The organism is Tepidamorphus gemmatus (genome assembly GCF_004346195.1).
GTDB lineage: Bacteria > Pseudomonadota > Alphaproteobacteria > Rhizobiales > Tepidamorphaceae > Tepidamorphus > Tepidamorphus gemmatus.
The window spans coordinates 285,203-310,065 of the sequence record NZ_SMAK01000002.1; the positions used below are offsets into that span (position 1 = coordinate 285,203).

Annotated in this window: 22 protein-coding genes; 4 read left to right on the plus strand and 18 right to left on the minus strand. The window is 66.1% G+C overall.

The annotated features are described in order from the left end of the window. Window positions 1-84: 84 nt before the first annotated feature. From EDC22_RS04220 to EDC22_RS04230, 3 genes are read right to left on the minus strand one after another with little or no spacing between them, the layout of a single operon-like run. Window positions 85-951 carry a UbiA family prenyltransferase gene (locus tag EDC22_RS04220; protein WP_132805359.1) on the minus strand — a complete coding sequence of 289 codons (867 nt, stop codon included), beginning with the start codon at window positions 949-951 and terminating at the stop codon, window positions 85-87. Next, entirely contained in the window at window positions 948-2,159 is a 1,212-nt protein-coding gene (gene eboE, locus EDC22_RS04225; RefSeq protein ID WP_132805360.1) for a metabolite traffic protein EboE, read from the minus strand. The genes EDC22_RS04220 and eboE overlap by 4 nt, the downstream gene beginning before the upstream one ends. Continuing rightward, a complete protein-coding gene (locus tag EDC22_RS04230) occupies window positions 2,159-3,355 on the minus strand; it encodes a 3-dehydroquinate synthase (RefSeq protein ID WP_132805361.1) in 1,197 nt (398 codons plus the stop codon). The genes eboE and EDC22_RS04230 overlap by 1 nt, the downstream gene beginning before the upstream one ends. Window positions 3,356-3,489: 134 nt before the next feature. Between EDC22_RS04230 and EDC22_RS04235 the strand changes: the two genes are divergently transcribed. Next, window positions 3,490-3,837: a transmembrane 220 family protein gene (locus tag EDC22_RS04235; RefSeq protein ID WP_165926784.1), complete on the plus strand. Its 348-nt coding sequence runs from the start codon at window positions 3,490-3,492 to the stop codon at window positions 3,835-3,837. A gap of 110 nt (window positions 3,838-3,947) precedes the next feature. Beyond that, window positions 3,948-4,673, plus strand: coding sequence for a transcriptional repressor LexA (gene lexA, locus EDC22_RS04240; protein WP_132805363.1), 726 nt, complete (start codon window positions 3,948-3,950; stop codon window positions 4,671-4,673). On the opposite strand, the gene EDC22_RS04245 is transcribed toward lexA, so the two are convergent. Further along, entirely contained in the window at window positions 4,657-6,984 is a 2,328-nt protein-coding gene (locus tag EDC22_RS04245; protein ID WP_132805364.1) for a ComEC/Rec2 family competence protein, read from the minus strand. The genes lexA and EDC22_RS04245 overlap by 17 nt on opposite strands. Window positions 6,985-7,084: 100 nt before the next feature. On the opposite strand from EDC22_RS04245, the gene gltX reads away from it, so the two are divergent. Together gltX and gltA are read left to right on the plus strand one after the other, a co-directional pair. Further along, window positions 7,085-8,509, plus strand: a complete 1,425-nt coding sequence (gene gltX / locus EDC22_RS04250; RefSeq protein ID WP_132805365.1) for a glutamate--tRNA ligase — start codon at window positions 7,085-7,087, stop codon at window positions 8,507-8,509. A 199-nt stretch (window positions 8,510-8,708) separates the two neighbouring features. Next, window positions 8,709-10,001 (plus strand): citrate synthase, encoded by a 1,293-nt coding sequence (gltA, locus tag EDC22_RS04255; protein WP_132805366.1) that lies wholly within the window; start codon window positions 8,709-8,711, stop codon window positions 9,999-10,001. A 67-nt stretch (window positions 10,002-10,068) separates the two neighbouring features. On the opposite strand, the gene lpxB is transcribed toward gltA, so the two are convergent. The 14 genes from lpxB to EDC22_RS04325 all read right to left on the minus strand — a co-directional run bounded on the left by lpxB (window position 10,069) and on the right by EDC22_RS04325 (window position 24,851). After that, window positions 10,069-11,241, minus strand: a complete 1,173-nt coding sequence (gene lpxB / locus EDC22_RS04260) for a lipid-A-disaccharide synthase (RefSeq protein WP_132805367.1) — start codon at window positions 11,239-11,241, stop codon at window positions 10,069-10,071. Then, entirely contained in the window at window positions 11,238-12,113 is an 876-nt protein-coding gene (locus EDC22_RS04265; RefSeq protein WP_165926785.1) for an LpxI family protein, read from the minus strand. The genes lpxB and EDC22_RS04265 overlap by 4 nt, the downstream gene beginning before the upstream one ends. 13 nt (window positions 12,114-12,126) lie before the next feature. Beyond that, window positions 12,127-12,927 (minus strand): acyl-ACP--UDP-N-acetylglucosamine O-acyltransferase, encoded by an 801-nt coding sequence (gene lpxA / locus EDC22_RS04270; RefSeq protein ID WP_132805369.1) that lies wholly within the window; start codon window positions 12,925-12,927, stop codon window positions 12,127-12,129. A 9-nt stretch (window positions 12,928-12,936) separates the two neighbouring features. Further along, window positions 12,937-13,410 (minus strand): 3-hydroxyacyl-ACP dehydratase FabZ, encoded by a 474-nt coding sequence (gene fabZ / locus EDC22_RS04275; RefSeq protein ID WP_132805370.1) that lies wholly within the window; start codon window positions 13,408-13,410, stop codon window positions 12,937-12,939. After that, complete coding sequence (lpxD, locus tag EDC22_RS04280; RefSeq protein ID WP_132805371.1) at window positions 13,385-14,470, minus strand: UDP-3-O-(3-hydroxymyristoyl)glucosamine N-acyltransferase; 1,086 nt, start codon at window positions 14,468-14,470, stop codon at window positions 13,385-13,387. The genes fabZ and lpxD overlap by 26 nt, the downstream gene beginning before the upstream one ends. A gap of 160 nt (window positions 14,471-14,630) precedes the next feature. Continuing rightward, window positions 14,631-17,177 (minus strand): outer membrane protein assembly factor BamA, encoded by a 2,547-nt coding sequence (bamA, locus tag EDC22_RS04285; RefSeq protein ID WP_165926786.1) that lies wholly within the window; start codon window positions 17,175-17,177, stop codon window positions 14,631-14,633. A gap of 204 nt (window positions 17,178-17,381) precedes the next feature. Continuing rightward, window positions 17,382-18,530 (minus strand): RIP metalloprotease RseP, encoded by a 1,149-nt coding sequence (rseP, locus tag EDC22_RS04290; RefSeq protein ID WP_132805373.1) that lies wholly within the window; start codon window positions 18,528-18,530, stop codon window positions 17,382-17,384. A gap of 25 nt (window positions 18,531-18,555) precedes the next feature. Next, complete coding sequence (locus EDC22_RS04295; protein WP_132805374.1) at window positions 18,556-19,749, minus strand: 1-deoxy-D-xylulose-5-phosphate reductoisomerase; 1,194 nt, start codon at window positions 19,747-19,749, stop codon at window positions 18,556-18,558. 26 nt (window positions 19,750-19,775) lie between these two features. Next, window positions 19,776-20,570, minus strand: a complete 795-nt coding sequence (locus EDC22_RS04300; RefSeq protein ID WP_132805375.1) for a phosphatidate cytidylyltransferase — start codon at window positions 20,568-20,570, stop codon at window positions 19,776-19,778. Window positions 20,571-20,643: 73 nt separating this feature from the next. Continuing rightward, window positions 20,644-21,399 (minus strand): isoprenyl transferase, encoded by a 756-nt coding sequence (locus EDC22_RS04305; protein ID WP_132805376.1) that lies wholly within the window; start codon window positions 21,397-21,399, stop codon window positions 20,644-20,646. A 30-nt stretch (window positions 21,400-21,429) separates the two neighbouring features. Then, window positions 21,430-21,990, minus strand: coding sequence for a ribosome recycling factor (gene frr, locus EDC22_RS04310; RefSeq protein WP_132805377.1), 561 nt, complete (start codon window positions 21,988-21,990; stop codon window positions 21,430-21,432). A 66-nt stretch (window positions 21,991-22,056) separates the two neighbouring features. After that, complete coding sequence (gene pyrH / locus EDC22_RS04315) at window positions 22,057-22,776, minus strand: UMP kinase (protein WP_132805378.1); 720 nt, start codon at window positions 22,774-22,776, stop codon at window positions 22,057-22,059. Between the two features lie 19 nt (window positions 22,777-22,795). Then, window positions 22,796-23,722, minus strand: a complete 927-nt coding sequence (tsf, locus tag EDC22_RS04320; RefSeq protein ID WP_132805379.1) for a translation elongation factor Ts — start codon at window positions 23,720-23,722, stop codon at window positions 22,796-22,798. A gap of 67 nt (window positions 23,723-23,789) precedes the next feature. After that, window positions 23,790-24,851 carry a 30S ribosomal protein S2 gene (locus EDC22_RS04325; protein WP_132805380.1) on the minus strand — a complete coding sequence of 354 codons (1,062 nt, stop codon included), beginning with the start codon at window positions 24,849-24,851 and terminating at the stop codon, window positions 23,790-23,792. Window positions 24,852-24,863: the final 12 nt, after the last annotated feature.

A 24,863-nucleotide genomic window follows, 5' to 3' on the forward strand; every position in this document is an offset into this window, starting at 1 on the left:
TGCACTCAGCAGCCAGGCGTCCCGCTTGCGGATCAGTCCGAAGGCTGTCCGGGATAACCGGATGTGAAGGCGTGCCTCGTTGCGCTACGTCCCCGGCACGTAGCGCTGAGCGACCAGCGTCAGCGCAAACAGCACGACCGCGACGATGGCGGTTGCGACTGCGCCGGCGGCGGCGAGGAACACGGCGTCGAGAAGCGCGATTCCCGCGATCAGGGTCACGACGGCTCTTGGGACTTCGCCCGGTCCACGACGGAACAGCAGCCGCAGCGTCACGCCCATGAGGATCGTCAGCAATGCCAGGAACACGATCGTGATCGGGGTCGCGATCGACAGCCACAGCCCGTACGCCCAAGGGAGGCCCAGCACGGCCAGAGGCCACATCGACTCCACCCGCCCGAGCGATTCCTGCTTGGCGGTATAGGTAAGGCCCGCGACGTAGCACAGCATGGCGAGCGCAGCGGCCCACAACGGCGGCGGCAGTACCGGCGTGACGGCCAGTCCTGCGGCGACATAGACCAGGGCGCGGCACAGTCCCATCAACAACGGGCCGAAGCGATTGCCCTTGTGGTTGATGTCGTAGAGGACGATGGCACCGGCGAGCACAACGCCACCGAACGCCGGCGCCAGACCGGTGCCGCCCTTGATGCCGATCGCGCCGAGCAGGATGATGCAGGCAGCGAGCATGGCGTAGCCGGCGACGAATACGGTGCGCCGTTCGGCAAGACCCGAGGGGATCGGCCGCTCGGGTCGCTCGCGGGCGTCGATCTCGGCGTCGAAGGCATCGTTCAGATACATGCCGCCAATGTAGGCAAGCGAAACGGCGAGTATCAGCAGCAGGGTCGTCCATCCCGCGGCAGGGGAACCTGCGAGCACCAAGGCGGCGAGCGTGTTGGTCCAGACCGTCGGCAGGTTGGAAACGCGGCCAAGCCGCAGCGCGATGGAGAGCTTCATGCGCGCAGCTCGCCAAGCACCCAGTTGAGCTCCCGTGCGATCGCCGCCCCGACGTCGACCGTCCGGTATTCGGGCGGCAGTACGTCCCATGTGTAGGTTTCGACCTCGAGATGCTGCGATACAGGGCGATCGCGGTGGCGGGCGATGACCTGTCCGAGGAAGTCCTGCGTCGTCGAGAAGGCCTCGAGTTCGGCGAGGAACACCGGCACGTGGAAATGGACGCGCCATTCGCGACCCTCGGCGCCGTGCACCGAGGCCAGGGCATCCGGCAGGTCGAGATAGCGCGTCAGACCGTCCGGCGTCCGTTCGACGACCTGGTGCAGGTAGACCGGTTCCTCGAAGGGCTTCAGCGCGGCGGCGGCCGTGCCGTCGATAGCGGCGATCCTCAGCGCGGAGGACAGTTGCAGCTTCGGTATGGTGATTCCCGCACGCTCGAGCAGCGCCAGACTGCCGGCCGCATCCTCGAATTCAACGGCGGCATGGCAGACGTCGTAGCAGACGCCGAGATGTCGCCTGAGTGCAGCTTCCGTGCCCGCCATCGACATTCGGGCCCGATCCGCCAGACGACGGCGGGCAGATCGCACGAACAGCCGATCCTCGAAGAAGCGAACGGTCTCCTCGATGGTCTCGAGATAGCAGCAGGGCTCGGGCTCAAGCGCCAGCGCGATATGCCGGCCGCGTTCGCGCTCGATGTCGATCAGCAGTGCCGCGTGGCTGATCAGGTTCTCGACTGCGGCCTCGAGACGGGCCGCGTCGGCCCAGCCGCGAAACGTAACGGGCACCGTGCTGATCGAGCCCATCGCGACATGCTCCGGCAGGAACGCGGCGAGCAGATCGGCGAGTCCGTCGGTATAGGCGAGCCGTTCCGAGGTCGACCAGTCAGGGGCGTAGACGTTCTCCTTGACGCGCTTGCCGTGAAAGGCGCCGAAGGGAAAGCCGTTGATGGTGAACAGATATGTGTCCGTCTCTGCCAGGAGATCGGCGAGTTCCGCGCGCGCGCCCGCAGTCCCGAGCGTCGCAGCCGCGTCGGCGGCGATGCGCAGGCCGAGTCCGAACGGGGCCCCGGGCGAGACCGCTCCCTTGATCGCCGGCACATGCGCGGACAGCGCAGCGGCCATCTCTGGCCAGGATTCGCCGGGATGGATGTTCGTGCAGTAGGTCAGATGCCCGAGATCCGGCCCCGACTCGCCTTCCCGCCCCAGACGCATCAGGCTCCAGCCCGCTCGCGCAGCCAGTCGATCGCCCGGCCGATCAGGCCGGCATCCATCTCGTGGACTTCATGGCCGGTGCCAATCGCGGTGAGGAGCGTCACGGTCAGCTCCCCGCCGAGATGTTCCTGGAACTCCCGCAGCCCCCGCAGTACCGAGCGTTCGCCGTCGCTGTCGCGCGTGTCGAGCGCGGAATGCCAGAGGCGGAATCCCAGGGTCTCGAGCAGACAGGCGATGCGGATATCGTCCCCCTCCGGAAGCAGTCCGGCCAGCACCGAATACCGCGAATCGAGCGCGATCCCGATGGCCACCGCCTCGCCATGGCGCAGATGATACCGCGTCAGGGCCTCCAGCCGATGCGCGGACCAATGCCCGAAATCCAGTGGCCGCACGCTTCCGGTCTCAAAAGGATCGCCGCCCCGTGCGATCTGGATCATGTGCAGCTCCGCGCAGCGGCGGATCATGTAGGCCATCGCGTCCGGCCAGTAGAGGGTCAGCTCGTCGACATTGGCCTCGAGCCATTCAAAGAAGCTGCGGTCGCGGATAAGCGCGACCTTCACGGCCTCGGCCATGCCGGCGATCTTGTCGCGCTCCGGCAGCATCAGCACGAAATCGAGGTCGTTCAGGACTGCGAACGGCGGCGCGAAGGTCCCGACGAAGTTCTTGACCCCGTTCAGGTTGACCCCGTTCTTGACGCCGACTCCGGAGTCATTCTGGGCGAGGACCGTCGTCGGCACGCGGACGTGACGAACGCCGCGATGGGTCGTCGACGAGACGAGGCCGACCGCATCGAGTACCGCGCCGCCGCCGATGGCGATCACATAGGAATGACGGTCGATGTGATGCTCGTAGAGCCGCTGCTGGATCCTTTCAACGAAATGCAGATCGACCTTTATGCGTTCGCCGCCCGGAACCGGATGTGGCGGCGCTACCAGGTCGATGCTGTCGCGATGCGCGCGGGCATAGTCTTCGATCAGCCCAGGCAATTCCGGCATGGTTTCGACCAGGCCGTCGTCGATGACGACGAAGCAGCGATGGCGCTTGGCGGGCTCGAGCCGCGCCAATGTATCGCGCAGCACGGTATTGTCGGGATCGAACAGCCGGCGTGTGAACACGACGGGATAGCTGTAGGAGACGGTGAACTCCTGGCGGTAGGTCTCCGTCGCCGGCGAAACGCGCCCACGAACCCGGCCCATCTGCGCGCTGCTCCCTCAACACACCTTCATTTGACGAGAAGGTTCTCTGCCAGCCCCCGGGCACGGTAGTCTCATTCCGGACAACGCTCAATGCTTGCCGCTAAACCGACACCTTGTCCAAGGGGAGGAAAATGATGCGGGTGCTCCATGGCGCGCTGTGTCTGATGCTGCTGCTGTTTGCTGCCCTGCAATACAACGATCCGGATCCGGAGATCTGGATCCCGATCTACGCCATTCCCGGCATACTCGCCGGCATAGCGGCGGGGAGACCGCACGCCGTGCAGCACGGAGCTCTGCGCTCCGTCGTTCTGGCCGTAACGGTTCTTGCGCTGCTCGGCGTCTATCATTACTGGCCACAAACCCAGCATTTCTGGAAGATCGACGTGTGGTGGCAGGATGAGGCGGCACGCGAAGGATTGGGCGCGATGATCGTCGCCGTCACCATGCTGGCCGTCGCAATTCCTGCTCTTCTGCGACGCTGAAAGGCTCCGAGCCTCGCGTCGATTGGGGTTGCCGAACACAAGGGGAACAGCTATGGTTGTTCTCGTTTCGTACCATGACTGGCACCGCGATGCGGGAACGGAGGGCCAGGATGCTGACGCGCAAGCAGTACGAGCTTCTCATGTTCATTCACGAGAGGCTGAAGGAGGCCGGCGTACCCCCCTCCTTCGATGAGATGAAGGAAGCCCTTGATTTGAAGTCCAAATCCGGCATCCACCGGCTCATTACCGCGCTGGAGGAGCGGGGCTTCATCCGCAGGCTGCCGCATCGCGCGCGGGCGCTCGAGATCATCCGGATGCCCGAATCGGTCGCGCCGGGGCTGGCGGGCGCGCGGACGCGCGGCTTTGCGCCGAGCGTCATCGAGGGAAGTCTCGGCAAACCGCCGGCGGCCGCCCCGTTGCCGCAGCCGCAGGCTGTTTCCGAGGACCGGACGGTTGCCATCGAGATTCCCGTGATGGGTCGGATTGCAGCCGGTACTCCGATCTCGGCCATCCAGACCCAGAGCCATACGATCCACGTCCCTCCCGAAATGGTCGCCCGCGGCGAGCACTTCGCGCTGGAGGTCCGTGGCGACTCGATGATCGAGGCGGGTATTCTCGACGGCGATACGGTCATCATCCGCCGCACCGACGCCGCCGATACAGGAGACATCGTCGTCGCGCTGATCGACGATGACGAGGCGACACTGAAGCGCCTGCGCCGCAAGGGTGCTTCGATTGCGCTCGAGGCTGCCAATCCGGCCTATGAGACGCGGATCTTCGGTCCTGACAGGGTTCGCATCCAGGGTCGACTGGTCGGCCTCATTCGCCAGTATTGACCGACCCGTTGCCGCTGCGCGGCGTGATCCGTCGCGTGTCAGCCGCCTCGGTAGTGCGGCGGCTCCACGGGCGGATGCCGGCCCGTTCGGCGGCGGTAGAGACGAGGAGCGCGGGTCCGGACCGGCGGATGATCGTGGCGCCACCGACGGCCAGTTGCTGCGGACCGATGACCAGCGCGGTTGCCGCGCAGCTATCCGGCGGCACGAAGGGGCTGACCACGACATCGGCCCGGATGCAATCCTCGGAAAATGCGGCCGGATCGCGCACCAGGGCCAGCGTCAGGCCAGGCCGGGAAGCAATGCAGCCGATAGGATCGCACTGGATGGCCGCGGCTGGGCCGGTCAGCGTACCGGCCATGCCGGTTGCCAGCGCTGCCGTGCTGCTCGGCGATGCTGATTCCGCCGCGGCACCGACCGGCGCTTCGAGGACTTCGCGCGCCTGCAGGGTCGGGTCGATCCCCGCATGTCGACGCCAGCTTTCGGCCTCGTAGCCGGTGCTTCGGCGGGGGACGAAAGCCAGCTCGCCCGTGTCTGTGCGCAGCGCGACCAGGGTGCCGCTGCGGTTGATGTAGACGTCGGGCGGTGCCGTCTGCAGCGCGATTGCGCCCCCAAGGGCGAGGGCGGGGAGCCCCCACAGGCGCCAGCCGGTCCGCCAGAGCGCCAGCCACAGGCCGCCGACGGTCATCAGCCCGAGCGCGGCCAGCGGCATCTGCGGCACCATGCGCACGGCGCCCGGCCATGAGGCGACGCCGTGCGCGATGGCCAGAACAATGTCGATCCCGAACCCCATTGCCGCCAGCGGGAAGGTCTCGAGACCGAACGGCATGAGCAGGCAGGACGCGAGCCCCATCGGCATGACGAGCAGGCTGACCACCGGCATGGCGGCAAGGTTGGCGGCCAGGCCGTAGACGGCCACCCGGTTGAAGTGGAAGGCCCCGAAGGGCGCGGTCGCCAGTCCCGCGATGAGCGAGGTCAGAGCGAGGCCGAACACGGCGCGCCCGACAAAACGTACCGCCGGGTGGACAGGATCGCCCGAGGATTGCCAATGCTGGCGGACCGTCTCATAGGTCGCGACCAGCGCCACGGTCGCGGCAAAGGACATCTGGAAGCTCGCGCCGGTCAATGCCTCCGGCGTCATCACGAGAACCAGCAGCGCGGCCAGCGCGACATTGCGCAGTGTGATCGCTGGCCGATCGATGAGCACCGACAGCAGCATGACCGCCGCCATGACAAACGCACGCTGCGTCGCAATCGAGGCGCCGGACAGTACCAGATAGGCCGCTCCGCCGACGAACGCGGTGGCAGCCGCCCACTTCTTGATCGGTCGATTGAGGGCAAGCGACGGCGAGATCGCCAGCAGGGTCCGGACGCTCCAGAACAGGGTGCCGACGACCAGCATCATGTGCAGACCGGAGATCGCGAGGATATGCGCCAGGCCGGACACCCTCAGTGCCTCCTGGTCGGCCTTGGGGATCGCGCCGCGCTTGCCGGTGACGAGCGCGGCGGCGATCGCCCCTGCCCTGCCCGGTACCGCCGCCATGATGCGGGCCGCCAGATCGTCGCGCAGGGCAGATGCGGCGATCGACAGCCGGGCGCGGATATCCGGCGCTCGAGATTCGGGGACATGTCTGGGACGGCTTATCAGGTATCCGACGCCGCCGATTGCCTCGAAGAAGGCCTGTCGGGCATAGTCGAAGCCGCCTGGCACGGCCGCGTCGGGCGGCGGCAGGAGGATGGCTGTGAAGGCGACATGATCGCCCGGACGCAGTGCCACGTCCTTGTACCTCATCCAGAGCGACAGGCGGCGGGGCGGGGCGAATGGCGGCCCCCGCGCTGCGATCGCTGTCGGGGCGACAGCGAGACGGACGCTGCCGTCCTCGTTGAGGTCGACAGCCTCGATCCGCCCTTCGACCGTTGCATGCCACTCTCCGGCAGGTACGACCGGGGCGGCGACGATCGCCGTTCGCGCGGTGGCAACGGCGAGCCCGAGCGATGCGGCGAAGGCAGCACCCCAGCCGATCGCCAGGTTACCGGCACGGGCGACGCGCCACCAGACGATCCCGAGCCCCGCCGCAAGCAACCAGACTGCCACCAGCGACGGCTCGCGCGGCAGGCCGAAATAGGCGGCGATGCCGGTGGCGAACAGTACCGGGACCCACAGGAACAGGCGTTCCCGTTCTGCATCGAGCCGTTCGGCGAGCCAGTGCGGAGACCACGCGAGTACCGGCAGCGCCGGCAACCGCAGACCGGACGGCTCGCCCACGGCTGTCGCCGCCCGGGCGCGTCCGCTGCCTCTGCCGACCTGATTCATCCCGCGTTCCCGCCGTCCGCGCTTCAATACGGGCCCGCGGACGTGATAGACAGCGCCCAAGCCATCCTAACGCCATCAGCCGAGGCACCGCCAGCGCGCCATGTCCAACACCACGCCGATCGTCACGCGCTTCGCTCCCTCTCCGACCGGGTTCCTGCACATCGGCGGCGCGCGCACCGCGCTGTTCAACTGGCTCTATGCCCGCGGACGCGGCGGGAAGATGCTGCTCAGGATCGAGGACACCGACCGCGAACGCTCGACCGATGCGGCGATCGCGGCGATCCTCGACGGGCTCACCTGGCTCGGCCTGGACTGGGACGGCGAGGCAATTTCGCAGTTCGAGCGTGCCGACCGCCATCGCGAGGTCGTCGACGAACTTCTGGCGAAGGGGCTGGCTTATCGCTGCTATGCCACGCCGGAGGAGCTGGCCCAGATGCGCGAGTTGGCACGCGCCGAGGGGCGGCCGCCGCGCTATGACGGCCGCTGGCGTGACCGCGATCCGGCTGATGCCCCGGCAGGCGTCAGACCTGCGATCCGCCTGAAGGCGCCGACCGAGGGCGAGACGGTGGTCGAGGACCGGGTACAGGGCCGGATCGTCTGGCAGAACAAGGATCTCGACGATCTGATCCTGCTGCGCTCCGACGGCACGCCGACCTACATGCTGGCCGTGGTGGTGGACGACCACGACATGGGCGTGACGCATATCATCCGCGGTGACGATCATCTGACCAACGCCGCGCGCCAGACACAGATCTATGAAGCGCTCGGCTGGACCGTGCCGGTAATGGCGCACATTCCGCTGATCCATGGTCCCGACGGGGCGAAGCTGTCGAAGCGGCACGGTGCACTTGGCATCGATGCCTATCGGGCGATGGGCTATCTGCCTGCTGCCATGCGCAACTATCTCGTCAGGCTCGGCTGGAGCCATGGCGACGACGAGGTGATGTCAACCGAGCAGATGCTGGAATGGTTCGATCTGGACGCGATCGGGCGTGCCGCGGCGCGGTTCGATTTCGCCAAGCTCGAGAACCTCAACGGAATCTACATGCGTCAGACGCCGGACGAAGAACTCTTCCGGACGTTGCTCGGCGCGCTCCCCCACCTGCGGGGCGGCGAGGCGTTCGAGGTGCGTCTCGACGAGACCAAGGCGGCGCGCGTGCGGGCGTTGATGGGCGGGCTCAAGGAACGGGCCAAGACGTTGGTGGAGCTCCTCGACGCGGCTGCCTTCCTGGTGAAGGACCGGCCGCTTGATCTGGATGACAAGGCTGCTGCACTGCTCGACACGAATGGCCGCGGCATTCTGCGCGAATTGCTGCCAGCACTCGAGGCCACGCCGTGGGAGGCAGCCGCCCTGGAGGCAACAGTGCGCGATTTCGCCAACCGGGCCGACCGCAAGCTCGGTGCGGTAGCCCAACCGCTCAGAGCCGCTCTCACCGGGCGAGCAACCTCTCCGGGCATTTTCGATGTGCTGGTTGTACTCGGCCGCGAGGAGAGTCTGGCGCGCATCCGTGACCAGGCACTCTAGCGGGCTGGTCGGAAACTCGAGGCAGAACCCGCCAGCATTCCTGCCCTGCCGGCCGCCGCTTGCCGCAGCGCGGTAAATCGGATACCGAAGACGCCAGATTTCCTTCCGCACGGCAGCCACTTTGCGCGCCGGCGCACCCTCCCGGCGGCGTCGACAAGGGGCTGCGGATGTCCCGCTCCAGGACAGGAGAAGCCCGCCCATGAGCACCGAAACCGCGACACTCTCGTTCCGCGACAAGACCTACGAGTTTCCGGTCTACAAGGGCACGGTCGGGCCCGACGTGATCGACATCTCGCAACTCTACGGGAGAAGCCACGCCTTCACCTACGATCCGGGCTTCACCTCCACGGCGAGCTGCGAATCGAAGATCACCTATATCGACGGCGACGAAGGCATCCTGCTGTATCGCGGCTACCCCATCGAGCAGCTCGCCGAGCATGGCGACTTTCTCGAGACCTGCTACCTGCTGCTCTACGGGGAGCTGCCGACCCAGGCACAGAAGGCCGATTTCGACCACCGGGTCACGCACCACACGATGGTTCACGAACAGATGACCCGGTTCTATTCGGGTTTTCGTCGTGATGCCCATCCGATGGCGGTGATGGTCGGCGTGGTCGGCGCGCTGTCGGCCTTCTACCACGACTCCACCGACATCTCCGATCCATACCAGCGCATGGTGGCGAGCGTGCGGATGATCGCCAAGATGCCGACGATCGCGGCGATGGCCTACAAGTACCATATCGGCCAGCCGTTCATGTATCCGCGCAACTCGCTCGACTATGCCTCGAACTTCCTGCACATGTGCTTTGCGGTGCCGTGCGAGGAATACAAGGTGAACCCGGTCCTTGCGCGCGCGATGGACCGCATCTTCATCCTGCACGCCGATCACGAGCAGAACGCCTCGACGTCGACCGTCCGGCTTGCCGGCTCCTCCGGCGCCAATCCGTTCGCCTGCATCGCGGCCGGCATCGCCTGTCTGTGGGGGCCTGCGCATGGCGGTGCGAACGAGGCGGCGCTCAGCATGCTTGCCGAGATCGGCACGGTCGACCGCATTCCGGAATTCATCGCCCGCGCCAAGGACAAGAACGACCCGTTCCGCCTGATGGGTTTCGGCCACCGGGTCTACAAGAACTACGACCCGCGCGCCAAGATCATGCAGAAGACGTGTCACGAGGTACTGGCCGAGGTCGGCATCAAGGACGATCCTCTCCTTGACGTCGCGCTCGAACTGGAACGGATCGCGCTTCAGGACGACTACTTCATCGAGAAGAAGCTCTACCCGAACATCGACTTCTACTCGGGCATCACCCTCAAGGCGCTCGGCTTCCCCACGTCGATGTTCACGGTCCTGTTCGCCGTGGCGCGCACGGTCGGATGGATTGCGCAGTGGAAAGAGATGATCGAGGACCCGAAGCAGAAGATCGGTCGTCCTCGCCAGCTTTACACCGGCGCGACCCGCCGGGACTACATCCCGGCGTCCATGCGCAAGTAGCACGAGCCTCCGGCGCCGACGGGGCGGGGCATCCCCCGCCCGCGTGCGGTTGCGGCCATGGGCGGGATCAGCGGCCGAGCAGGCCGAGAACCAGCCCGGCCGCCCGCTCGCTCGGCGGTTCGCCCTCGATCAACGTGGCGCGACGCACCCGTCCGGTGGCCTCGATCTGGGCGCGTCGATCGGGCGTGTCATCGAACAGCGGATCGAGCGCGGCAGCGAGCGTCGCCGCGTCACAGCCCTTCTGGATGAATTCCGGAAAGGCATTTTCGCCGATCACGAGGTTCGCCATCACCACGGAATGGATGCGGACGATCCAGCGCAATGCTGCCGTCAGCCGATCGAGCCGGTATCCCACCACCATCGGCACGCCGGCCATAGCGAGCTCGAGCGTCACAGTTCCCGACGCCGCCAGCGCGACGCGGCCCTGGCCGAAGGCGCGCCATTTGGCTCTCTCGCCGTCAACGATCTCGACGGGTATCGACCATTGGCCGACCTCGTCGGCAATCCGCTGGCGCAGATGCGCGACGGCTGGAAGCACCGCCCGGAACCGGCGTCCGCCGGCCTTCAGCCGTTGGAGGGTTTCGCCGAAGACGGGCAGCAGGCGGTCGATCTCGCTGGCGCGGCTTCCAGGCAGCACGATGAGGATGGGGCTGTCGTCGGCCGCGGGTCGGGCGTCGGGTGGTGGCAGCAGCGCCAGCCGTTCCACCACGGGATGGCCGACATAGGTACAAGGTGGACCGCCGAGGCGGGCATGCACCGCTGGTTCGAACGGAAATATCGCCAGAACATGATCGACATAGGCGCGCATTCGGCGCGCGCGCCACGACCGCCAGGCCCATACGGTGGGCGAGACGTAGTTGACGACGGGCAGTCCCGGCAGTCTCAACCGGACACGCCTGGCAACGGGATGGGTGAACTCGGGACTGTCGATGATCACGAGAATGTCGGGCCGGAACGCCACGACATGATCGACGGTCTCGTATACGCGGCGGACCAGACGTGGCAGTCGCGACAGGATCGCGATCGGCCCCATGACGGCAATCTCGGCGAGCGGGAACGCGCTCGCCAGACCCTCCCTCTCCATCTCCGGACCGCCGATGCCGGCAAAGACGACTGAACCGCCCGTGCGGCGACGCAGGGCGCGCATCAATCCGGCGCCGAGGTGATCTCCCGAGGGTTCGCCGGCGATCAACGCCACGCGGAGCGGCGATGCCTCTGCCCCGGGACCTGGCAGGCTCATTGTGCTGCCGGGCCGTCGTTGCGCCCGACGCCGACGATGAACAGGCCCGCCTCATCGGCGAGCTCGAGCGCTTCGCGCCGCTGCGGCATCAGAACGGCGCCGGCCTCGAGTGCGATACCTTCGAGACCGGCGTCGATCGCCGAGCGCACCGTATCGACGCCGACCACCGGCATGTCGAGGCGCAGCTCCTGTGCCGGCTTGGCGGCCTTGACCAGCACTCCGGAAGGCGGCGGAAACGCGACACGTCCGCTGGCGCGCAAGTCGGCGCATCGCCGGATCATGGCGTCGGTGCCCTCGGCAGCCTCGACGGCGATGATCCGGCGCGACAGCACGACGACGGCCTGTCCGATGTCGAGAGGTCCCATCCCGCGCACGGCCGTCAGGCCGCTGGCAATATCGGCACGGGCGCGACGCGACGGTTTGACCCTGCCCAGCACACCGGCTTCGGCAATGAGGCCCGGCAGCACCTCGCGCGGGCCGACGATCCGGAAGCCCTCCGATTCGAAGATGTGCACCACGCCGTTGACGACCTTGTCGTCGCCGCCGAAGCGCAGGCGCATGATGCTGGACAAGGCCCGCACCGTCCCCATGTCCCAGTCGATCTCGGAAAAGCGCGGGCGGCGGAACGCGCCGGTCATGAAGACCTCCCGGCAGCCGTTCTCCAGGAGGATCTCCTTGAGTCTGCCGGCTGCGCCGATCCTCACGACGGCATGTGGAAAGTCGGCATAGTCGCCGGTCGCCTCGCCTTCGACGAGAACGACGAAGACCGGCCGACCTGACCGCAGCACGTGTTCCGCGGCGATGCGCGGCAGCTCGCCCGCACCGGCGATGATGGCTAGCGGACCCGACGTGCCAAGGTCTGGCCGGCCCATCGCGCAGCTGCCGTCAGCTACCGCGGCCATTCCGCGGGGTGCACAGGGCGCGATCGGAATCGGCCCGGATGAACTCGACCACGAGCTGGACGAGTGGATGATCCGGGAACAGTTGCGCGACGTCCTCGACCCGCTCCATGAGTGTCCCCTCGTTCGAGAACAGCAGTCGGTAGGCCTGGCGCAGGGTATGGATGTGCTCGCGCTCGAAGCCGTGTCGCTTCAGCCCGACGATGTTGAGGCCGCCGAGATAGGCGCGGTTGCCCAGCACCGATCCGAACGGGATCACGTCGTTCTCGACGCCGCTCATCCCACCGATGAAGGCGTACTGCCCGATCCGCACCCACTGATGAACGGCGGCCAGGCCGCCGATGATGGCGTAGTCGCCGACCCGACAATGGCCACCGAGCGTCGCATTGTTGGTGAACAGGACGTTGTTGCCGACCCGACAGTCATGCGCGACATGCGATCCGACCATGAAATGGCAATGATTGCCGACCACCGTCTCCATGCCGCCGAACGCCGTACCCGGGTTCATGGTGACATGTTCACGGATCACGCAATCGGATCCGATGACCAGCCGGCTGGGCTCGCCGGCATAGCGCAGGGCCTGCGGCGGGGTCCCGAGTGTCGAGAAGGGGAAGACCTTGGTGCGCGCGCCGATCTCGGTATGCCCGTCGATGACGACATGGGCCACGAGCTCGACGCCCTCATGCAGGACGACATTGTCGCCGACGATGCAATAGGGACCGATCTTCACGCCATCGCCAAGGCTGGCCCCGGAGCCGACGATTGCAGTCGGATGGATGTCTGCCATGGGTATTTTTCAGAGGTCTGCGATCATTGCGCCGATCTCGGCCTCGGCGACGATCCTGCCGTCGACGAACGCCTCGGCCGCATACTTCCAGATGGTGCGGCGGTTGCGGATCTTGCGGACATGGTAGTGCACCACGTCGCCGGGAATGACCGGCTTCCGGAACTTGCACTTGTCGATCGTCATGAAATAGACGAGCTTCGGCTGCGCGCCGCCATTGAACAGGATGCAGACCGCCCCTGCGGTCTGCGCCATTCCCTCGACGAGCAGGACACCGGGCATGATCGGTCGCCCTGGGAAATGGCCGGTGAAATGTGGCTCGTTGATGGTCACGTTCTTGATACCGACGCAGCGTTCGTCGCCGGCGATGTCGACAATGCGATCGACCATCAGGAACGGATAGCGATGCGGCAGCAGCTGCAGCAACCGTTCTATGTCGAGCGACTCCAGCGTGGTCGGATTATCCTTGGTCACGCTTGCGTCCATCCTTTTCAGCCCCCTCCGCCGATCGCTGCCGCGCCATTTCCCTGCGTGCGACGCGCTGCAGCGCCGCGACCTCCTTCAGCCATTCGCGCGCGGGCCGCGCCGGCACACCGCCATACCGTCCGTTTGGCGCAAGATCGTCCTTGACTGCACTGAGCGTCGCAATCTGGGCGAAATCGCCGACAACGACGTGCGGCATGATCCCCGCCTGACCGCCGATCGCGACGAAATCGCCGATCGTCGCGCTGCCTGCAATGCCGACCTGTGCGACAATGACACAGTGGCGGCCGATGACGACGTTATGGCCGATCTGCACCAGATTGTCGATCTTGGTGCCTTCCCCGATCACCGTGTCGCGCAGCGCGCCACGATCGATCGCGCAGTTGGCGCCAATCTCCACATCGTTCTGGATCACGACCCGTCCGATCTGCGGGATCTTGGCATGGCCGGACGCGCCCATGGCGTATCCGAAGCCGTCCTGGCCAATGCTCGCGCCGGCATGGATGATCACCCGATCGCCGATCAGACAATGCTGGAGGCTCGCCCGCGGTCCGATCGAGCAGTCGCGGCCGACCCTTACCCGACGGCCAAGGACGGTTCCGGCGAGGATCCGCGTGCCCCGCCCGACATGCGCCTCGACGCCGACGATCGCGCCGGGCTCGATGACCGCGCCGGGCTCGATGACAGCCGAAGGATGTATGCCGTTGCCGTGTGGAGCGTCGTCCCAGATCGGCACCGGATGCAGCGCGCCCGGATAGAAGCGGCGGACGACCTCGTTGAAGGCGCGGGCGGGATCGGCGACCCGTATCGCTGCGACATGGGACGGCACAGCCGCGGCGTTGCGGGCATTGATGAGGCACGCGCCCGCGCCCGTCTCCGCCAGGTCTGCGGCATATCGGGGATTGTCATAGAACGAGATCTGTTGCGGCCCGGCGAGGATCAAGGCGGCAACGTCGGCGATCATGCGACTGCCAAACTGGGCCTCAACGTCGCCGCCGATCCATTCGGCGATCTCCGCCAGCGAGAACGGCCCTGCCCGGTCGAAGAAATCTACGTCTTCCATTGAAAGCCGATCGGCGGACTGTCGGAGGAGCGCCAGCCGCCATGCGGCTGGCTTGTTGTTCTCCTACAATGCCCGCCTTGAAAAGGGAACGCCGGTCGCTGCCCGACCGGCGGAATTCCCGAGGAAACCGGCGTGAGCCGGCATGTGCGACGCCGGTCGATCAGAACTGTCGCCCGGCACCGAAGCGGAAGAGCTGCTCGTCGTCGTACTCTTCCTTCAGGACCGCATAGCCGAGATCGGCGCGCAGCGGACCGAAGGGCGAATCCCACAGCAGGCTGAAGCCAACCGAAGCCCGCGGCTTTGTGTCATCCACATAGCAGCCCGCATAACCGGCCGGCACGATGCCGCCCCAACCGCCCGGGTAGATGCCCGCGCATTCGGCCATTGCCAGCTGGAAGGTCTGACCGCCCGGCTGGATGATGGTGATCGGCCCGGTATCGGCGACATCGAACAGTACGCCGGCATCGGCGAACAGGGCGCCGCGCAGGCCGAGTTCCTCCGGCAGGAAGGGGAACGGGAAGACCACTTCGGCAGTAGCAGCGGCGTACACCTTGCCGCCGAGCGCGTCGCGCTGTCCGCCCGGCGTAAGGTCACGCGGACCATAACCCGACGTGTCGAAGCCGCGAATGGTTTCGCCACCCTTGAAGTAGGTATCGGTGACCGTCACGTCGTAGCCACCCCACCCCTGGATGATGCCGCCCGAGACCTTGAGCATCCCGACCAGCTGCGGCATCAGCTCGTGGTAGTAGCGCGCCTCGGCATCGGTGCGCACAAACTTGGCATCGCCGCCAGCACCGGCAAAGTCCTGCGACAGCTTCAGATAGAGGCCGCTGTGCGGACGCGTGAAGCTGTCGAGCGTCGAATAGGTCAGATCGTAGCCGAAGATCGAATAGAGGCGTTCGCCCTGGGCCTTGACGATGGCGATGGAGGCCTCCGGGGCGAAAACATCGGGAATACCATCGCCATTGGTGTCGCCCCCGTAGGGGAAGGCCCAGGTATAGCCGCCATAGACGACCGGATTGCCGCACAGGTTGTTGTCGATCGCGAACTGCGTGACCGGACCGCAGCCGTCCCGATAGACCTGACCGATCTGGACGTCCGAATTGTAGATGCGATAGCGGCCAAGGAAGCTCAATTCGTCGTTGAGCTGGAAGCCCACTCGCAAGCCGGCGCCGGCCACCTTCGAGGTGTAGGACGAGGTATCCTCGTAGTCGATGTTGCGATAGTAGACGTCGACGCCCGCCGCCAGCCTGCGCCCGAGGAAGTATGGCTCGGTGAAGGAGAAGTCTATGCTCTCCTTCTTTTCGCCGAACGCTCCGCCGATCCGCACGATCTGGCCGCGTCCGAGCAGGTTGCGCTCAGTGATCGAGATGTCGGCCACGAAGCCGTCGCGGGTGGAGTATCCGCCGCCGAGGGAGACCTCGCCGGTGGGCTGCTCGACGACCGATACGTTGATGATCACCCGGTCCGGCGCAGACCCCTGCTGACGGGTGATATCCACCGACTTGAAGTAGCGCAGCGCGTCGAGTCGACGCTTGGCGCGGTCGATCATCACCGTGTTGTAGGCGTCGCCCTCGGCAAAGTCGAACTCCCGACGGATGACGCGGTCAAGCGTGCGGGTATTGCCCCGGATGTTGATCCGCTCGATGTAGACGCGCGGACCTTCTTCCACGACATAGGTGAGGTTGATCGTCTGGGTGTCGTAGTCGCGATCGCCCCGCGGACGCACCTGGGCGAAGGCGTAGCCGCGATTGGCCAACGCGATGGTGATGTCCTCGAGCGTGCGCTCGACGGCTTCCGCATTGTAGGTGTCGCCGGTCTTGGTCTTGATCTCGGAGCGCAGCGATTCCGGATCGATATCGCGCACATAGGCCTCGATATCGACCGTTCCGAACTTGTACTTGGGCCCCTCATCGACCGTGAAGGTGATGTAGAAGGCATTGCGCTCGCGGTCGAGTTCCGCAACCGCCGACACCACCCGGAAATCGGCATAGCCGTTCTTCAGATAGAACCTGCGCAGCAGCTCCTGGTCCGCGTCGAGCCGATCAGGGTCATAGACGTCGGTCGACTTTATCCAGCTGAGCCAGCTCTTCTGCGATGTGGCGATCACGTCGCGCAGGTCGCTGTCGCTGTAGGCATTGTTGCCTATGAAGTTGATGCCGGCGACGCTGGTCTTGGCGGCCTCGTTGATCTCGAAGACGAGGTTCACGCGGTTGTCCGGCAAATCGATGATCTTCGGCTCGACACTAGCGCCGAACCGGCCCGACCGCCGATAGAGCTGCAGGATGCGCTGAACGTCGCCTTCGATCTTGGCGCGCGTCAGCACCGAGCGCGGCTGCGACTCGATCTCCGACAGGAGCAGATCGTCGCTCAGCTTCTTGTTCCCCTCGAAGGAGACGATGTTGACGATGGGGTTCTCGACGACGGTCACGACCAGCGTGTTGCCACGCATGGCGATGTTGACGTCGGAGAACAGGCCGGTCGCGAACAGCGTCTTCAGCGACTCGTCGGCATCGAAGGCGTTGTAGTTCTGGCCCGGCTGCAGGGAGAGATAGTTACGAACCGTCTCGGCATCGACACGACGGTTGCCCTCGACCTGCACCTGGCGGATCGTCTGGGCCTGGGCGGACGAGATGCCGGCCAGATCTCCCGTTCCCGGGATCGAGGAGGCTGCGAGCGCGACAAACAGAACGAGTACGCCACGCATCAGAAATCGCACTGCACAAACCATCGGGTTGTCGATCCTCGGATCCGTCTGACCTTCTTCTCGTGCGGGCGTGACGCCACGCGAGCACAAGGCGATTCCGCCCGTCCCGAGGCGTTTGTATCGGCTTTCATCCATTATGAAAACAGCCATCTAGACGTCCCCCGGAACTCATTCCCCTGCCGTTGCCGGGCTGCAACGGCAACTTCACGATCGGCCGGCAAGATTGACGATGTCGTTCCAGGTCGCGAACAACATCAGCATCAGCACCAGCGCGAGCCCGACACGAAACCCGATGTCCATCGCCCGTTCGCTCAGAGGACGCCCCCGCAGCGCCTCGATCGCGTAGAACAAGAGATGCCCGCCATCCAGCATAGGGATCGGCAGCAGATTCAGGAAGCCAATGGAAATCGACAGGACAGCGGTCAGATTGAGAAGTGCGAGGATGCCGAGCTTGGCCACCTCGCCGGACATTTCGGCGATGCGGATCGGCCCGCCGAGCTGGTCCGCCGCCTCCCGCCCGACGATCACGCCGACCAGATAGCTGACGGTCCGGTCGATGACGAACCAGGTTTCCTTGGTGCCCTCCCAGATCGCTGCCGGCACCGAGTAGCGGACCTGGGAAACCTCGTCGGGCTGCGCGCTGCGCTGGATGCCGAGCAGGCCGATGCGCTGCGAGTTGCCGAACCGGTCCTCGACCTGGCGCAGTTCGGGGATCGCCGTCAAGCGGATCTCCGTGCCGTTCCGCTCGACGACGAATTCGAGCGCAACACCAGGATTGGTGCTGACGATCCTCTGCATGTCGGCGAAGCTGGTGATCGGAGAGCCGTCTATGGACAGGACGAGATCGCCGGGGAGGAATCCGGCCGCTTCGGCAGCCGACCCGGGATTGACGGCATCCACCTTGGCGGGCGTGACGAAACGTCCCGTCGTCGAGAAGATCGCCGCGAAGATGACGATCGCCAGCAGGAAATTGGCGATCGGCCCGGCCGCGACCACGGCGACGCGTTGCCACAGCGGCTTGGCATGAAAGCTGGTTCTCAGCTCCTCCGGCGCCATTTGGGCAATGGCCTCGCTGTCGGGCGTGCTGGCCACGGAGTCGTCGCCGTGGAACTTCACATAACCGCCGAGAGGGATCCACGAGAGCCGCCAGCGTGTTCCCCGGCGGTCGTCGAATCCGCAGATCTCCGGACCGAACCCGATCGAGAATGTCTCCACGCGAACGCCGCACCAGCGCGCGACGAGGAAATGCCCGAGTTCGTGGAAGAAGACCACGACCGTCAGGACGAACAGGAATGGCAGCAGGTATCCCAGCGCCCCCTGCCCGAAGGCACCGACCGATCCCAGTAAGTCCATTGCCTTCCCCGTTGCAGCTCATACGTCAGCCGGCCGGCGTGAGCAGACCGGAAATGAACCCGCCGGCGATGCGCCGCGCCCATCCGTCAAGGGCCACGGCGTCTTCCAGAGATTCGACGTCCCCGACCCCCTCAGTGTCGGCACGGCTGACAGCCTTGTCGACGATGGTGGCGATATCAGGGAATTTTATGCGTCGCTGCAAGAAGGCATTCACGGCGATCTCATTGGCGGCGTTGAGCACGGTCGCCGTGCCGTCGTTCCGGGACAGCGCCTGCTGTGCCAGCGCAAGCGCCGGAAACCGTTGCAAATCGGGAGATTCGAATGTCAGCCTGCCGACGCTGCAGAGGTCGAGACGGTCCATCGGCGTTGCCAGCCGTTCCGGCCAGGCGAGCGCGTAGGCAATCGGCGTGCGCATGTCGGGCAAGGCCAGCTGGGCGATGACCGAGCCGTCGGCATAGGTCACAAAACCGTGGACGATGCTCTCCGGATGAACGACGACGCTTAGGCGCTCGGGTTCGAGGTCGAACAGGTGGCGCGCCTCGATCAGCTCGAGCCCCTTGTTCATCAGCGTGGCCGAATCGATCGAGATCTTCGCCCCCATCGACCAGACGGGATGGCGGAGCGCATCCTCCGGGCGCGCCCGCGCCATCTGCTCCACGCTCCAGGTGCGGAATGGCCCGCCGGAGGCGGTGATGGTGACCGATTCGACTGCCTCGGGCCGGTTGCTGTCGAGCGCCTGGAAAATGGCGCAATGCTCCGAATCGACGGGAATGACCCGCGCGCGGTGGCGGCGGGCCGTGTCCATGAACAGCCGCCCTGCAGAAACCAGGCATTCCTTGTTCGCAAGCAAGATCGTCGCACCCGACCGGGCAGCTGCCAGGGTCGGGGCGAGGCCGGCAGCCCCGACGATTGCGGCCATCAGGCGGGAGACCGGCCTTACTGCGGCCTCCTGCACCGCGGATGGTCCGGCGGCTACCTCGATGCCGGTCCCCGCCAGTGCCGCCTTGAGCTCGCCGTAAGCGGCGGGGTCGGCAACCACGGCCAGTCGCGCGCGAAAGCGGATCGCAAGCTCAGCAAGCGCCGTCGCGTTGGCGTTGGCGGTCAGCGCCTCGACCTCGAACCGATCGGGATTGCGGCCGATCAGATCCAGCGTGCTGAGGCCGATCGATCCCGTGGCACCGAGAATGCTTATGGTTTCTGGAGCCGAACCGGGCGGCATGCGAACCCTCTCTGACCCGGGCAAGCCTACCACAGCAGAAGACCCGCGCCAGCCGCATCCACCCCGCCCCTGGCCAGCCCGACGGTGGCGGCGGCGAGCGCTGCGGCCGCGAGGCCGTCGATCCGGTCCATGACACCGCCATGACCCGGAATGAGGTTGCTCGCATCCTTGACGCCGAACCGGCGCTTCAGCGCGGATTCGGCGAGATCGCCAGCTTGAGAGACGATCGACAGGAAGCCGGCGAGAACGATCGGCCAGGGCGACAGAAGCCCCAGCAGCGCGAGTACCGCGGCTGCGGCGGCGACGGCCGCTAGCAGGCTGCCGAAGCTGCCCGACCAGGTCTTCTTGGGCGAGACGGCGGGCCAAAGTTTCGGTCCGCCGATCCATCTACCGGCGAAATACCCGCCGATATCGCTCGCCCAGACGATCGCTATCAGAAAGCCGACGGCCGCAAGACCGAACTGCGGATCGCCGCGCAGAATGACGAGCGCCATCGCGGGAAGACAGGCATAGGCGACGCCCGGCCCCATCAATGTCACCTGGTCCCGAACTCGGGCCACAAGATGTGCGCCCAGCGCCAATCCCGCCACCGCCAGCACGGCAGGACCCGGCAGGCCGACGGCGAGGACGACAACCGGAATGGCACAAGCGCCGCATATTGCCAGCGTTGCGGGATCGGCGGCGGTCCCGCGGACAATTCGGCTCCATTCCCACATCACCAGCACGGCAACTGCCGCCAGCATCAGGGCGAACGGCCATTCCCCGCCCCATGCCGCGAGCAGCACGAGCGGCGCGAGGACAACGGCGGAGATGACCCGCATGCGCAGATCGGCGAGCCGCCCGGAGGTCTGTGGCGGGCCGTCCCCGGCGGCGCGTGGCGGCGACGCCACGATCTCAGCCCGACCGGGCCACCAGGCCGCCGAACCGGCGCTCCCGGCCGCGGAATTCGCTGATCGCGGCGATGAGCTCGTCGCGCCCGAAGTCCGGCCAGTACACCGGCGAGAAGACGAGCTCGGTATAGGCGCACTGCCAGAGCAGAAAATTGCTGAGCCGCTGTTCGCCGCTGGTGCGGATCAATAGATCGGGATCGGGAAACTCGCCGGTGTCGAGCAGGCTCGAGAATGCCGATTCGTTGACGTCTTCCGGCGCAAGGCGACCAGCGCGAACGGCTTCGGCGACGCGCACTGCGCCGCGGACGATCTCGTCACGTGCCCCGTAGTTGAAGGCGACCACCAGCGTCAGCCCGGTGTTGCCCGCGGTCAGCTCTTCGGCCTCGACGAGCAGCGAAAGGACATCCGACTCCAGTCCATCACGGCGACCAATCACCCGAACCCGCACGTCGTTGGCGTGCAGCTCGGCCAGATCGTGCCGGATGAAACGCCGCAGCAGCGACATCAGGTCGAGCACCTCGCTGCGCGGACGCGTCCAGTTCTCGAGGCTGAAGCTGTACAGGGTCAGGTAGCGGATACCCAGTTCGCCGGCCGCCCTGACCGTGCGGCGCAATGCCTCTACGCCGGCTCGATGCCCCTCCCCGCGCGGAAGCCCGCGTCGCGACGCCCACCGCCCGTTGCCGTCCATGATGATGGCGACATGCCGTGGTATCTCGCAGAGGTCCGCACCTTGGGCGGGAGCCGTCGCGCTCGCTTCCATGCCCGTTGTCCCGATCCCGCCGAGAACGGCCTAGACCTGCAGGATTTCCTTCTCCTTGGCCGCCAGCATGGCGTCGATTTCCGCAACCATCTGATCGGTCAGCTTCTGCACGGCCTCCGATTTGACGCGATGATCGTCCTGACTGATTTCGTGCCCCTTCTCGAGCCGCTTCAACAGCTCCATGCCGTCGCGACGAACGTGGCGGACCGCGACCTTGGCCTGCTCGGCATATTTGTGGGCGACCTTGACGATCTCCTGGCGGCGCTCGGCATTGAGTTCCGGAATCGGGATGCGCAGGTTCTGGCCGTCGACGACGGGATTGAGGCCGAGATCGGATTCACGGATGGCCTTGTCGACCGCATTGACGAGCGAGCGATCCCAGATGCTGACAGACAGGGAGCGGGGTTCCGGCACGCTGATCGTGGCGACCTGGTTCAGAGGCATCTGCGAGCCGTAGGCATCGACCATGATGGGGTCGAGGATGCTGGCACTGGCGCGACCGGTGCGCAGACCGGCCAACTCGGTCCTGAGGACGCTGAGCGCGCCGTTCATCCGCCGCTTCAGATCCTCGATATCGAACTTGCCATCCATCTGTCGCCTCCTGCCATGACTCTGTCAGGTCCCTTTGCGACCGCCAGGCCGCGATGCTTCAGGCGGTCACTGGCTCACGAGCGTCGAACGCCCACCTCCGGCAAGAATCGCTTCGAGCGCGCCTGCTGCGTGGATGTCGAAGACGATTACCGGAATACGGTTGTCGCGGGCAAGTGCGATCGCGGCGGTGTCCATCACCCTCAGATCGCGGGCGATGACGTCCGAAAAGGTCAGCCTGTCGTAGCGGATCGCGGCCGGATCGCGTTTGGGATCCGCCGAATAGATGCCGTCCACCTGGGTTGCCTTGAACAGTGCATCGCAGCCGAGCTCCGCCGCGCGCAGTGCCGCGGCGGTGTCGGTGGTAAAGAAGGGATTGCCGGTTCCGGCCGCACACAGCACGATCCGGCCTGCCTCGAGATGCGCACGGGCGTCGTAGCTCGTGTAGGTCTCGCAGATGGCCTGCATCGGGATCGCCGACATGACGACCGCCTCGGCACCAACGTTGCGCAACGCGCCGGCGACCGCGAGCGCGTTCATCACCGTGGCCAGCATGCCCATGTGATCGGCCACGGTCCGGTCGAGGCCCTTCGCGGCCCCGGCGAGGCCACGAAAGATGTTGCCGCCGCCAACGACCAGCGCGATCTGACGGCCTTGCCGCGCCACGGCGGCAATCTCGGCCGCGATCCGGCCGACCACGGCCATGTCGAGGCCGAACTCCCCCGAGCCCATCAGGGCCTCGCCTGAAAGTTTGACGAGGATACGCCGGTATGGCCGTGGCTGGTCCATGTTGCGGACGGGCCGAAGCTCAGCCGGCGACGGCGGCGGCCACCTCGGCTGCGAAGTCCGTCTCTTCCTTCTCGATGCCCTCACCCAGCGCGAAGCGGATGAAGCCTGCGATCTTGATCGGTGCGCCGATCTCGGCCTCGGCCGCCTTGACGGCCTGCTCGACGGACTTCTCCGGGTCATGGACGAAGGCCTGCTTCACCAGCACGGCCTCCTCGTAGAATTTCCGGACGCGCCCCTCCACCATCTTCTCGATGATGTTGTCGGGCTTGCCGGATTCGCGCGCCTGCTCGCGGTAGACCGCACGCTCGCGCTCCACCACCGCCGGATCGACGCCGTCAATGTCGACGGCGATCGGATTGGTCGCTGCAACATGCATCGCGATCTGGCGCCCGAGGCTGTCGAGCCTCGCGGGATCGCCGGCCGATTCCAGCGCCACCAAGACACCGATCCGGCCGAGACCGGGAGAGATTGCGCCATGCATGTAGGTGGACACCACGCCGGGGTTGACCGCGAACCCGGCAGACCGCCGCAGCGACATGTTCTCGCCGATCTGGCCGATCATCTCCTGGACGTGCTCGACGACCGTCTTGGCCGTCCCGGGGAACGTGGCGGCGGACAGCGCATCGAAATCTCCGTCGACCGACAGCGCCACGTCCGCAATGTTCCGCACCATCGTCTGGAAGGTGTCGTTGCGGGCCACGAAATCGGTTTCGGCATTGACCTCGACCATCGCGGCCTTGCCGCCACCACCGGCGATCGCGACAAGGCCCTCGGCAGCCACGCGCCCGGCCTTCTTGGCGGCCTTGGCGAGGCCCTTCGCCCGCAGCCAGTCGACCGCGGCCTCCATGTCGCCGCCGGTCTCGGTCAGCGCCGCCTTGCAGTCCATCATGCCCGCGCCAGTCTGCTCACGCAGGGTCTTCACCATTGTCGCGTTGATCGTCGCCATTGCGGCCTCCTGAGAATCCTGCGAGCCGGCCGGGACGACCCGGCCGGCCATCGCGGCGTGGATGTCGTTACTCGCGCTCGCCTTCGGCGAGGGCACGCGCCTGCCCGACCCAGTCGTCGCGCCCGATGCGACCCTTCACATTGAGCTCATCCTCGATCCGGTCGATCTCGTCGGGGCCGAGCGCCGCGATCTGCCAGAAGTGGAAGATGCCCATGTCGTTGAGCTTCTGCTCCAGAATCGGGCCGAGACCGCCGATCTTCTTCAGATCGTCCGGAGCGCCTCGCGGCGCAGACAGGAACTCGAATGCGGGCGCTTCGATATCCGGCATCGTGATTGCCGGTTCTGGCCGGGCCCCCTCGCCGATCGAGTCCCCGACGGGCAGATCCTCGGCGAGCGGCTCCTCGGCGGCGCCAAGATCGATGCCCAATTCGCCTTGGCTCCGTCCGATGCCGTCGATGGCAGCGCGCGCCACCAGATCACAGTAGAAGTTGATCGCGCGGCCGGCATCGTCATTGCCCGGCACCGGATAGGTGATCCCGTCCGGATCGCAGTTGGTGTCGACGATGGCGGCGACCGGAATGCCCAGACGGTGGGCCTCCTTGATCGAGATGGCTTCCTTGTTGGTGTCGATCACGAACAGCATGTCGGGTTGGCCGCCCATGTCCTTGATGCCGCCAAGCGCCCGCTCGAGCTTCTCCCGTTCGCGCAACAGCTTCAGCCGCTCCTTCTTGGTCAGCGCCTTGGCCTCGCCCGACTCGCCGAGAAGTTCCTCGAGCCTGCGCAGGCGCTGGATCGAATGGGAGATCGTCTTCCAGTTGGTCAGCGTGCCGCCGAGCCAGCGCGCATTGACGTAGTACTGGGCGCAGCGGCGCGCGGCCTCGGCGACGGCATCGGCTGCCTGACGCTTGGTGCCGACGAAGAGGATGCGGCCACCGCGTGCAACGGTGTCGCTGACGGCCTGCAGCATCCGATGCAGCATCGGCACCGTCTGGGCCAGGTCGATGATGTGGATGTTGTTGCGCTCGCCGTAGATGTACGGCGCCATCTTCGGGTTCCAGCGGTGGCTCTGGTGACCGAAGTGGACGCCGGCTTCGAGAAGCTGGCGCATCGTGAACGTCGGAAGGCTCATGGCCTGTGTCTC